This is a genomic window from Singulisphaera rosea, from assembly GCF_054877945.1.
The window spans coordinates 120,255-131,952 of record NZ_JBTYIP020000028.1 but is presented as its reverse complement, the minus strand read 5'-3'; the positions used below and the strand labels follow the sequence as shown (position 1 = coordinate 131,952).

Here is an 11,698-nt window from a genome sequence, read left to right as displayed (position 1 = left end):
TTGACGTTCCTGGACCGCCTGCACCGTCAGTTGCAGGAAGCGGTCCCCGAAGTCGAACTGCGAACCGAGTTGGTGCGGTTGTGGTGGTTGCGCCGGCAGCGGCCGCGATCGAACAGCAAGGGTGACGTCGGGGGTGCAGGCCATGTAGCCCATCTGGTCCAAATGGTGCTCTGCCAAGGGCGGGACACGAATTGGCGAGAGTCGTACGAGGCGGTGGGAAAGGTGTTGCGTGGGGCGGTGCGAGCCAGTAGCGCGGTGGAGTGTATGAACAGTGTGCTGCGGATGCACCAGTCACGCCATCGAACGGTAAGCCAAGGCATGCTGGACCTGAAGCGGTTGTACTGGAATTGCCGAGCGTTTTGCGAGGGGAAACGACGCAAGCACAGCCCTTATGAACTTCTGGGGCTGAAGCTGCCCAGTTACCGGTTCTTGGACCTGCTTGAGATCCCGGCAACGTCCTGACTTCAACCAGTGTCAGGCTCTGGACTTGCGATTTGGGACGATCCCCTCGTAGGTGAACCTGGTGGGGCGGTGAAAGCCCCGTTCCAAGGAGACCGCTGGTAAGCGTAACCGCCGTTGCAGGCGTAGCTTGTGCCGCCGATTGAGCCTACTCCTGAGTCGGATGGGCATACTAACACGGTAAATTCTGCGTTTCCAACTGTCGTATTTGCCTTATCGCTTGTGTCAACATCGAAGTTGAAGGCGTTGAAGGCTGCCAACTGGTCCAGGCGGGGCAGGATCATGCTATGGACGGAATGCCCTTTGAGGCCGTTGATCGCCAAAGGGAAACTCATTACCGTATCATGATAGTTTGCCAAAGCGATACCAAACTGATGCAAGTTGTTCTTGCACTGAAGGTTTCTGGCAGCCTCGCGGGCTGATTGGACGGCTGGTAGCAGCAGAGCTACCAACAGACCGATGATTGCGATCACGACCAGCATTTCGATAAGAGTAAGCCCGCGGAAGCCGCCTTTTTGCCGCTGCACTTGCATCGCTCACCTCCATCGCGTCCTGCTCGAAAACCTGGCTGGATCCCTTTGGAAGCCGGCTAAGACTTTGCGTAACCATTCGTAGAATCAATATGTAAATTCTATCAAATAATTAAAGAAACATGAAGAAGCCATGTGAGGTAAAGCCAGCACGTTCGAACGCTTGAAAACCTGAGCCTTCCCGACTTCGGTCGACCAGTCGAACCGTCATCCCCGTTCAAGGCGTCTCAAATCCGTAGTGTCCGCGCACTCGGCCCACGATTCGATTCGACGACCCGTCGCGACTTCTCGGAATCATATCGGCACGGGGCCTCGATATTTAACATCACTGTACGAGCGAGGCCGAGTTGCGACCACCCAGGGGATTGCCCTATCGTCGGTGGCGAGGAGTCGGGAGGGGTGGCTCTTCTCGCCCTGGATGGATCAGTCCTCGGGATGACGAGATCGCGTGGCGAGGACATCTTGGCGTTCTCCCCATTGGATCCAGGCCTCGGCCATCAGTCGCACCTCACCCAGGACTTCGGGCGGTACAGGGTTTTGCGCGGTGATTGCTTCGAGGGCCCAGAACCACTGATTGGGCTCGCGGCTCAACTCCTCGAGGATCATAGGGACGACAGGAGGTCCCATCCCGATGATCCGCTGGTAGGGTTTGAGCATGGCGATCTGGACCGGGTTGGAGAGGTGGTGCGATTCTTGTTTCCATTCGGCCGCGTGTCGCCTGAATCGTTCCGCCATGATGAGATCTACCGTCGCGGATTGAGTCGACGAGGGGGTTTTCGACATGGCCGTGCGTTCCTCGCACGCGGACATAGGTTACGGGTGGTTGTCGAGTTGCGCGGTCATTCTAACGGCCAGGGCGAAACGCCCCAAGGCGGACTGGAGCCGGACTCCTCGGCAGGCAAGAATTCTCGATGATGGCTCGAGAACAAGGAGGACCTGAGATCTCCTCTGAAGGTATAGAGAAGACCTCATGAGCGGCTCTCGCCGTTCGGAGTTTTCAGGCTTTGGTCGGTTGTGTGCTATCATTTGCTCATGATGGATCGGGCCAGGGAGTGGCTTTCGAACGGGGGCGGGATGCCCGGGGTTCGAATGGTCACACTCGTCGAGGGCTCGCGCCATGCGTCGTCAAGGCAGGCTGGAACTCCGTCCGGGGGTGGAGGGCGTCGAGGAACGTCGGTTGACGACGGCGGGGCTTGATGGGGCGGCGGCGGGGATTCACGCGGCGGCGAGGGGGAATGGGGCGGCGCACGCGGAGATCGCGGCGGCGAATTTTCACGGGCATCGACACGGCCCGGTTCGCGGGCACTTCCGGGCGCATCTTCGATTTGGCAGGCCGGGGGCGGTGCCGGTGGATTTCGTCCCCATCGTGCTGGTGGGCGGAGTCGGGAGTGGGAACGGGAGTAGCGTCGCGAGGCTGCCGGCCAACTATCTCGACTGGGGCGTGGTCACGCTCTGGAATAACACGTCGAGCACGGTCACGTTCTCGGCCTCGGCGTCAACGTATAACGGGGGGCGTTTCTCGCCGTTCCAACTGGCCAGTGGGGGAAGTCAGTCGTTCTTTGCTCCTGTGGTCGGGGGGAACAAGCCGGTGTTCCGCATCAGCTTCTACGCCGACAACAGCAACCCGATCACGTTGCAGTACGAAAACACGGTGTTCGCCCCGGCGACGTACAACCCGCCGAGTACGGCCGGGTTCCCGTACGCGATTAACGCGGGATTGACGACGCCGTATATCACGCAGATCTGATTTTGTCCTCGATCAACTCGACGGGCGGTTGCGAGGTCGGGGGATGGCGGTGTCGTGCCAGTATTGACGGAGGGTCTGGACGAGGTCGCAGTAGCGGGGGTACTCGGCGGGCTTCTGGATGAAGGTGTTGGCCCCGGCCTGGTAGGTTTGAAGGACGTCCTCGTCGCGGCGGGAGGTGGTCAGGACGACCACGGGGATCGAGCGCAGGAGGGGGTCGTTCTTGATCTGGGTGAGGACCTGGCAGCCGTCGAGGCCGGGGAGGTTCAGGTCGAGGAGGATGAGGTCCGGCTCCATGTCAGCAGGGACTTCGGGCTGTCGCAGTTTGACGAGATATTCGAGGGCCCGCTTGCCGTCGTGGATGACGGTGAGGCGGTGTTCGACGTTCCCCTCGTGGAGGGCGCGCTCGATGATCTTGACGTCGGCCCGACTGTCCTCGACCAGCAGGATGTGAAATTCAGGACGCATGGGGCGCTTCGGTCCGTGACTCGGTTGAAGGCGGACGGCTCAGGCTGATGAAAAAGGTCGAGCCTTGACCTGGCTCGCTCTCGACCCAGATCCGGCCGCCGTGGGCCTGGACGATCTTGGTACAGATCGCAAGGCCCGCGCCGGTCCCTTCGTATTCTTCTCGGGTGTGCAGTCGACGAAAGAGTTGAAAAATCTTGGCATGGAACTGGGGGTCGATCCCGATGCCATTGTCCTTCACGTAGATCGTGACCTGGGGGCCGGGGTCGACCGACAAGGCCCCGATCTCGACCCAGGGGGCCGGCTCCGTGTTGTACTTCAGGCCGTTGCCGATCAGGTTCGCTAGGAGTTGGCCGAGTCGGTCGCGGTCTCCCCAGATCATGGGAAGGGGTGCGGGGACTCGGATCTCGGCCCCCTTGGTCCGGATCAGTTCGGCGAGGTCGGCCTTCACCACCTCGACGACATCATCCAGATTAACGGCCGAGAGGTCGCCTGTCACCCTCCCGGCACGGGAGAGGTTGAGCAACCCGTGGATCAGGGACCGCATCCGACGCGCCGCCTCGACGAGATATCGTACATATTCTTGACCGTTCGCGTCCAGTTGGTCGCCGCAATCGCGCAGGAGGAAGTCGGAGAAGGCGATGAGCGTCCGCAAAGGTTCCTGGAGGTCGTGAGAGACGACGTAGGCGAACTCGTCCATCTCCTTGTTCTTGCTCGAGAGCTCCTCGTTCGTCCGGGCGAGGCGGTCGTTCTTCTCGTGGAGCTCGGCCTCGAGCCGGTTGCGGGCGGTGACGTCCTGCGTGACGTTGCGGGAGCGGAGGAAGCGGCCGTCGTGCCCTAACACGGTCGTGCCCGAGACCCAGACGTCGATCAACTCGCCGCTGGGCTTGATCCACTGGCTCGCGGTCTCGGTCGAGCCGGTGCGGACGAAGTCGGCGAACCTCGAGGCGAAGAGGCTTCGGCGCGACTCGGGGAGGATCCGCTCGTACGACCGGCCGATCAGGTCCTCGCGTCGATATCCCAGGGTCCGCAGCAGGGTGTCGTTGCACTCGATGAACCGGCCGTGGTCGTCGAGGCTGAAGTACATCGCGGGGGAGTTCTGGTAGAGGTCGCGATAGCGTTCCTTGAGCTCCTCGAGCTCGCGGTTGATCTGCCGGAGCTGCTCGTTGACCTGGGTCAGCTCGCGGGTCCGGAGCCTGAGCTCGCGCTCGGCCCTGACCTTGATCGTGACGTCGGTGATGTGGCAGCGCAGGTGGGTGATCTTCAGGTCCGGGCCATAGCGGACCCCGACGTTCATCTCGATGGCTTTCGGCTTCTCCCTGGCGGTCTTGATGCGGACGATGAGGCCGTGGAGCTCGCCACGGACGAGCGCGGCGCGGAGCTGTTCCTTGGCGCGCGGGTAGTCGTCGGGATGGACGATCTCCAGGAACGACTTCTCGCGAAGCTGCCTCAGGTTCCAGCCGAGGAATTCTTGCTCGGCCGGGCTCGACTCGAGCCAACGGAAGCTCTTCGGCTCGAGCCGGCTGACCATGTCCGTCGACGAGAATTCGCCCGACTGGCTGGGGTCGAAGTTGTCCCCGAAGTTGGGGATGGACGAGAGGATGCTGCTCCTGGTGAGCGAGTCGAGTGCGATCTGCGGCCCGGATTCACCGAGGCTGGAGTTGAACACGGGGGCGGCTTGAGGGGTCGGGGCCGAGGGGAGCGGCCACGACTTCCGCCACTCCCGGAGTGCCCTGATCAAACCCATGAGCTCGGGGACCGGGGTCGCCTCGAGCGGCCGGTGGGGGTCTTCGGCCGCGGCCTGCACCTCCTCGGTGAGTCGATCGATCGGCTCGATCCACCGCGTCGAGTCGGCGCCCCGCCAGGCGGCCACGGCGAGGACCGTCAGGACCATCGAGAGGCCGAGCATGATGAACCCCACCCCGGCCCCGAGCATCGCGATGGTGATCAGGGAAGGCGAGAGCCCGGCCACCGCGATGGCGAGTCCGGGGATCCAGAGTTCTCGGGACGGGAGCTTGCGTCGATTCTTGGGCCGTCGGCTCGAGGGCATGGTCGACTTCGCGTGGAGAGTGGGTCGGGAGCGTTGGTTGAAGACGAGGTCGGGCTCAGGCTGTCGTCGAGATCCGAGGACCGGCTTGCGGGAGCCAGACGGTGAAGCGGGCGCCCCCTTCGGGCGCGTTGCAGACGGTCAGGCGGCCTTGCTGCTCCTTGAGGATCTCGGACGCCATGTAGAGGCCATAGCCGCTCCCGGCCTCCTTCGTCGTGAAGTAAGGTTCGAAGATCCGCTCGAGGATGCCGACGGGGATCCCTGGACCGTCGTCGGTGACCTCGATCTTCACCCAGTCGATGTCGTCGTGGTGATCGGGGGCGATCCGTACGAGGATTCGGCCGTCCGACTTGGTGGCGCCGATCGCCTCGTGGGCGTTACCGAAGAGGCTGAGGAGGACCTGGATCAGCCGCCCGGCATCCCCTTTCGCATAAGGGGCCTGCTCGGCGACCTCGACCTCGATCCGGATCTTCGACCCACGCGGGTCGGTCCCTTTGAGGAAGAGGTCGGTCGATTCGCGGACGAGCGGGGGGATCTCCAGGGTCGTGATGACCGCCGCCCCGCCCCTTACTGTGGTCATGAGGTGCTCGAGTCGGACCTGGAGCACCTGGGCATTGCGCAGGATCGGTTCGATCCACTGGATGTTGGGGTCGTCCGGCGGGAGCTGGAACCGCATCAACTCGGCGCTTCCGCGGATCACCGAGAGGGGCCCTCGGATCTCGTGGACGATCCCCGCCAGCAGTCGGCCGAGCTGGGCGAGGTGCTCATTCAGGACCGTGGTGACCGACATCTGGCGGAATTGGATCAATCGTCGGATGCGAGCGACGAAGATCTGTCCGGGCGCGTCTTTCGAGATGTAGTCGTCGGCCCCCGCCTCGAGGCCCATGAGGACGTCGGCGTCGTTATCGCGGACGGTGAGCATGAGGACGGGGACGCCCGCGATCTGAGGATCGGCGCGGATGGCCCGGCAGACGGAATGGCCGTCGGTGTCGGGCAGGTTCACGTCCAGGACGATCGCGTGGGGACGGACCTCACGCGCTTTCGCCGGGGCCTCGAGCCCCCGCGCGATCTCGTGGACCGAGTGGCCGGCGCGAGTGAGCAAGGTCCGGAACAGGGCCCGGTCGGCGGGGCTGTCGTCGACGATCAGGACCGAGCTCATTCGGTGACAACTCCTGTGACCCGCCCCGACGCCGGCCGCCCGAGGTTCGCCGTTCGGAGCCGTCGGCCTGGCCACTCCGCCCTCGGGGACGGGTACGGATCCGGATCCCTGATTCCTCCGAAGGCGGGGCCTCGCGTATAATACGACAATTGCGATGGGAGCGACACTCACCGATCCGGAAGAGGGAACACGATCGATCCGTCGCCCGCGCCGGGGCGTGTGAACCGAGACCCGGCCCTTTGACTTCGGCAAGGAATCCAACGGACCATGGCCATCGCCTCGACCTGCGAAGAGACCCTCCCCCTGCCCTTCGCCCCTTACCGCGACGTGCCCTCCGAAGAGCTCGCCGAGCGGATCGTCGCGGTGAAGCGAGAGCTGGGCGACTCGCTGCTGATCCTCGGGCATCACTATCAGCAGGACGAGGTCATCCGTTTTGCCGACTTGCGCGGCGATAGCTACAAGCTCAGCCAGCTCGCCGCCAGGAGTGAGACCTGCCGCACGATCGTCTTCTGCGGCGTCCACTTCATGGCCGAGACGGCCGACGTGCTGACCCGTCCCGAGGTCGAGGTAATCCTCCCCGACCTCGCCGCGGGTTGCAGCATGGCCGACATGGCCGACCTCGACGCCGTCGAGGCCGCCTGGACCGACCTCGGCGACGTGATCGACACCGACGACCTGATGCCCGTCACCTACATCAACTCGACGGCCGACCTGAAAGGATTCTGCGGACGGCATGGCGGGATCGTTTGCACCAGCTCGAATGCCAGGGCCGTCCTCGAGTGGGCGTTCGCCAGGCGCAAACGGGTGCTGTTTTTCCCCGACCAGCACCTCGGGCGCAACACGGCCCGGGCGATGGGGATCCCGCTCGAGGAGATGGTCGTCTGGAACCCCCGCCTCCCGCTCGGCGGCAACACTCCGGAGTCGATCGAGGGGAGCCGGGTCCTGCTCTGGAAGGGACATTGCTCGGTCCACCAGATGTTCAAGCCCGCACACGTCGCCCAGTTCCGCGAGCGGTTCCCGGGGATCAAGGTTCTCGTCCACCCCGAGTGCATGATGTCGGTGGTCGACGCGGCCGACATGGTGGGGTCCACCGAGTTCATCCTCAAGACGGTCGCCGAGTCTCCCGCCGGCTCGACCTGGGCGGTCGGGACCGAACTCCATCTGGTCAACCGCCTGGCGGCCGAGCACCCCGACAAGTCGATCCATTTCCTCTCCCCGATGGTCTGCATGTGCGCGACCATGTACCGGATCGACCTCCCGCACCTGGCCTGGACCCTCGAAAACCTGGCGAAGGGCGTCACCGTGAACCGCATCGTCGTGCCCGAGGCGACGGCGCATTGGGCTCGTGTCGCCTTGCAACGGATGCTCGAGGTCCACTGAGGTCGTGTCCCGAATCTCGTTGGCCCAAGCACCAATCCCGCCACATGAGCCAAATGGGTTTCCGCGGGGATCTACGATGACAATCCAGGGAGGGTCGTCGATGTCGAGAGCGTCAGAACCCCGTTTCTCAAGAAACAGTCAGGTTTCGGGAGTAAGACCGGCCCGTCCATGGGTTGTGAGCGAATAATGCCCGACACGGACCGATCGACGTCCCAGGGACCCGCGCCATCGTCCTCGCAGGGCCTGCTCGACTCGTCGACCGGAGGTCCGCGCCCTCGTGCCTGGTTCTCGCGGTTCATTCTGATTTCGACGTGGACTTACGCGGTCGTCGTCCTGGCGGTGCTCGTCCTGATCCACTGGGTGGGCGATGCCTGGTGGGGTGTGAGTGTCATCCTGTTCTTACCTCGCTGGCTATTCGTCGTCCTGGTCGTCGTCCTCGGGTTGGCGAGTGCCCTGGTGAGGCAGAAGTCGCACTGGGTTTTCCAACTGGCGATCGGACTGGTCGTCGTGGGCCCGCTCATGGGCTTCTCGTTGCCGATCCAGCGGCTTTGGACTCGATCCGTCCCGGGCGATCGGTTCCGGATCGTCACGTATAACGTGGCCCACGGCCCGCGCGACGTCGAGGCTTTCACTCAACTGCTCGACCGGGAGCACGTCGACTTCGTCGCCTTCCAGGAGATCGATGAGGCGCACGAGTTCCTCGACGCCTACTTCGCCAAGGGGTGGTATCGCGACAGGCGACATTTCCTGGCGAGCCGGTACCCGATCACCGAGGAGGTCGAGCTCCCCGAAACGTTTCATCCCGACGGGCGGACCTCGGCCCGGATGACCCGGATTCGGGTCCGAACCGACCGTGGCGTCGATCTCATCGTGGCGTCGGTCCACCTGCCGACGCTCCGACCGGGGCTGCTCCGTTTCCTCGATCGGGATGTTCCCGGGCTCGAGCGCCAGATCCGTTGGTGGCGGGACGAGCTTGAACGAGTCGTTTCGGTGCTCTCGGAGTGCGGGGACACCCCCTTCCTCGTCGGTGGCGACTTCAACATGCCTTCCGACGATGCGTCGATGGCCTCGCTGCGGACGGCGCTCCGGTTCGGCTTCGAGGATTCGGGTTGGGGATTCGGGTATACGCGGCCGACGCGTTACCCTTGGTTTCGGATCGACCACCTCATGTCCAGCCCGGAGTGGTCTTTCGAGCGTTGCTGGGTCGGGCCGGACTTCGGCTCGGACCACCTCCCCGTGCTCGCGGAGGTCGTGCTGCCGGGCGAGGCCCGGCCGGTCCCCAGCCCTTCCCATTGAGCATGTCGGCGGTATGACGACGATTGGTGCCGGCTTGGGCATGCCGGTTGCACCTCATTCGGGTTGCGGTTAAGGTTTGGAGGACAAAGCTCCCCGTCCTCCCTGGAAGGAACGAGGCGAGTCGGTCCGGGCTAGTCCCCCGCCTTTGTCAGGGCGAGTGGCCCTTACCCCTTGGCCTCCCGACGTCGTGCCGCACTCGTCTTCCCGTTCGAGTCCGATGCCATCGGCCTCATCGAGGGGATCGCCGGTCCGGCCTCGACCCCCTTTCGCCGTCGGGGAACGACCATCGGCCGCGTCCGCCCCGATCCCGATCGAACTGACGAAGGATACTGCGAGCCCATGTCCATGCCCGCGACGATCTCCAAGGCCTCCGGCACGTCGGTGGATGACATCAACCTGATCATTCGCGCCGAGCATTGGGACCCGTTCTCCGTGCTCGGCCCGCACGAGCTCACGGCGGGCGGCTCTCGGGTCCAGGTCGTGCGGGCCTTCCTCCCCGAGGCGCGGAGCGCCTGGCTCGTCGACCTGGCGAAAGGGGAACCCGGCGTCCGCGTGCCGATGGAACGGATCCACCCCGACGGCTTCTTCGAGCACGTCCTCACCGGTCGGACCGGGCCTCTCGCCTACCGGATCGCGGTCGAGGATCACGAAGGGCATGGTTGGGAATTCGTGGATCCGTATCGGTTCGGGCCGGTGCTCACGGACTTCGACCTCCACCTGCTCGGCGAGGGGACCCACTACCGCAACTTCGAACGGCTCGGGGCGCACCTCCGGGTGATCGACGGCATCCGCGGCGTCCACTTCGCGGTCTGGGCCCCGAACGCCCAACGCGTCAGCGTGATCGGCAACTTCAACCACTGGGACGGGCGCCGGCACCCGATGCGCAGCTGCGGGCCGACCGGGATCTGGGAGATCTTCATCCCCGACCTCAGCCAGGGCGAGGTCTACAAGTTCGAGATCAAGAATCGGGACAACGGCTACCTCGTCCAGAAGTCCGACCCTTACGCCCTCGCCGCCGAGCTCCGGCCGAAGACCGCGTCGGTCGTCTGGGACGTTTCTCGGTTCGAGTGGGGCGATTCCGACTGGATGGCGAATCGGGAGGCCACCCAGTCGTTGCAGAGCCCGATCTCGATCTACGAGATCCATCTCGGGTCCTGGCGTCGCAACGTCGAGGAGGGGAACCGATTCCTGACGTATCGGGAGCTCGCCGACCAACTCGTCGACTATCTCCGCGAGACCCAATTCACCCACGTCGAGCTGCTGCCGATTAGTGAGCATCCATTCGACGGCAGTTGGGGCTATCAGCCGGTCGGTTACTTCGCCCCGACCTCGAGGCACGGGAGCCCCGACGACTTCGTCTACTTCGTCGACACGCTCCATCGCAACGGCTACGGGGTGATCCTCGACTGGGTCCCGGCCCACTTCCCCCGCGACCTCCACGGGCTCGGCTACTTCGACGGCACCCACTTGTATGAGCATGCCGACCCCCGTCTGGGGGAGCATCGCGACTGGGGCACGAAGATCTTCAACTACGGGCGCCCCGAGGTCCGCAACTTCCTGTTCGGCAACGCCCTCTTCTGGCTCGAGCAATACCACCTCGACGGCCTCCGCGTGGACGCCGTGGCCTCGATGCTCTACCTCGACTACTCGAGGGAAGCGGGCGAGTGGATCCCGAATGTCCACGGCGGCAACGAGAACCTCGAGGCGATCGACTTCCTCAAGCGGCTCAACGAGCTCTGCCACCAGGAGCACCCCGGCGTCCTGACGATCGCCGAGGAGTCGACGAGCTGGTCCGGGGTCTCGCGGCCGACCTACCTCGGCGGGCTCGGCTTCAGCCTGAAGTGGAACATGGGCTGGATGAACGACACGCTCGCGTACATGGCGAAAGACCCGGTCTACCGCAAGTACGAGCACGGGGCGCTGACCTTCAGCATGATCTATGCGTTCAACGAGAACTTCATGCTGCCCCTCTCGCACGACGAGGTGGTCCACGGCAAGAAGTCGCTGATCGACAAGATGCCCGGCGATGCCTGGCAGAAGTTCGCGAACCTTCGGCTCCTGTACGGGTACATGTTCGGCCACCCGGGCAAGAAGCTGCTGTTCATGGGCGACGAGCTCGCGCAGTGGCGCGAGTGGACGCACGACGGCAGCATCGACTGGCATCTGCTCCAGTGGCGCGACCACCAGGGGATCAAGAATCTCGTCGGCGACCTGAACGCCATGTACCGGTCCGACCCGGCCCTTTACCAGGTCGACTTCGACTGGCAAGGGTTCGACTGGCTCGAGCTCCACGACTGGGAGAACAGCGTGCTCGCCTTCCTCCGCCGTGGCAAGGACCCCAACGACTCGGTCGTGGTCGTCTGCAACTTCACGCCAGTCGTCCGCGATGGATATCGCATCGGCGTGCCGAGCGGCGGCTACTACCGCGAGATCCTCAACACCGACTCCGAATGCTACGGCGGCACCAACGTCGGCAATTCGGGAGGCGTCTGGGCCAACCACGAGCCGCACGGAGGACGGCCGTTCTCTCTCTCGCTCAAGATCCCGCCCCTGGGCGTCCTCTTCCTGAAATGTCCCGGCGGCTCCTGATCATCGAACGATCTTTTACAAGCCCGAAG

At 64.1% G+C, this 11,698-nt stretch carries 9 protein-coding genes; 4 read left to right on the top strand and 5 right to left on the bottom strand.

Translation table 11 applies throughout. From position 1 onward, the window contains the following. Nucleotides 1-464: 464 nt before the first annotated feature. Both ACYOEI_RS32730 and ACYOEI_RS32725 read right to left on the bottom strand, forming a co-directional pair. Nucleotides 465-992 (bottom strand): DUF1559 family PulG-like putative transporter, encoded by a 528-nt coding sequence (locus ACYOEI_RS32730; protein ID WP_462854147.1) that lies wholly within the window; start codon nucleotides 990-992, stop codon nucleotides 465-467. Nucleotides 993-1,412: 420 nt separating this feature from the next. Beyond that, nucleotides 1,413-1,724, bottom strand: a complete 312-nt coding sequence (locus ACYOEI_RS32725; RefSeq protein WP_462854146.1) for a hypothetical protein — start codon at nucleotides 1,722-1,724, stop codon at nucleotides 1,413-1,415. Between the two features lie 382 nt (nucleotides 1,725-2,106). Here ACYOEI_RS32725 and ACYOEI_RS32720 point away from each other — a divergent pair, with 382 nt between their 5' ends. After that, nucleotides 2,107-2,736: a hypothetical protein gene (locus ACYOEI_RS32720; protein WP_462854145.1), complete on the top strand. Its 630-nt coding sequence runs from the start codon at nucleotides 2,107-2,109 to the stop codon at nucleotides 2,734-2,736. A 12-nt stretch (nucleotides 2,737-2,748) separates the two neighbouring features. Here ACYOEI_RS32720 and ACYOEI_RS32715 read toward each other — a convergent pair whose 3' ends face one another. The 3 genes from ACYOEI_RS32715 to ACYOEI_RS32705 are packed head-to-tail and all read right to left on the bottom strand — an operon-like array spanning nucleotide 2,749 to nucleotide 6,404. Then, nucleotides 2,749-3,201, bottom strand: a complete 453-nt coding sequence (locus ACYOEI_RS32715) for a response regulator (protein WP_462854144.1) — start codon at nucleotides 3,199-3,201, stop codon at nucleotides 2,749-2,751. Next, the gene (locus ACYOEI_RS32710) at nucleotides 3,191-5,248 is read right to left on the bottom strand and encodes a sensor histidine kinase (RefSeq protein ID WP_462854142.1); all 2,058 of its coding nucleotides are present in this window, start codon (nucleotides 5,246-5,248) and stop codon (nucleotides 3,191-3,193) included. Before ACYOEI_RS32710 ends, ACYOEI_RS32715 begins: the two co-directional genes overlap by 11 nt. A 55-nt stretch (nucleotides 5,249-5,303) precedes the next feature. After that, nucleotides 5,304-6,404, bottom strand: coding sequence for an ATP-binding protein (locus tag ACYOEI_RS32705; protein WP_462854140.1), 1,101 nt, complete (start codon nucleotides 6,402-6,404; stop codon nucleotides 5,304-5,306). 267 nt (nucleotides 6,405-6,671) lie between these two features. Between ACYOEI_RS32705 and nadA the strand changes: the two genes are divergently transcribed. The 3 genes from nadA to glgB all read left to right on the top strand — a co-directional run bounded on the left by nadA (nucleotide 6,672) and on the right by glgB (nucleotide 11,669). Further along, on the top strand, nucleotides 6,672-7,784 hold the full coding sequence (gene nadA, locus ACYOEI_RS32700; protein WP_462854139.1) for a quinolinate synthase NadA: 1,113 nt from the start codon (nucleotides 6,672-6,674) through the stop codon (nucleotides 7,782-7,784). 186 nt (nucleotides 7,785-7,970) lie between these two features. Beyond that, nucleotides 7,971-9,080 carry an endonuclease/exonuclease/phosphatase family protein gene (locus tag ACYOEI_RS32695; RefSeq protein ID WP_462854138.1) on the top strand — a complete coding sequence of 370 codons (1,110 nt, stop codon included), beginning with the start codon at nucleotides 7,971-7,973 and terminating at the stop codon, nucleotides 9,078-9,080. A gap of 339 nt (nucleotides 9,081-9,419) precedes the next feature. Then, nucleotides 9,420-11,669, top strand: a complete 2,250-nt coding sequence (gene glgB, locus ACYOEI_RS32690) for a 1,4-alpha-glucan branching protein GlgB (protein WP_462854136.1) — start codon at nucleotides 9,420-9,422, stop codon at nucleotides 11,667-11,669. The last annotated feature ends 29 nt before the right edge of the window (nucleotides 11,670-11,698 follow it).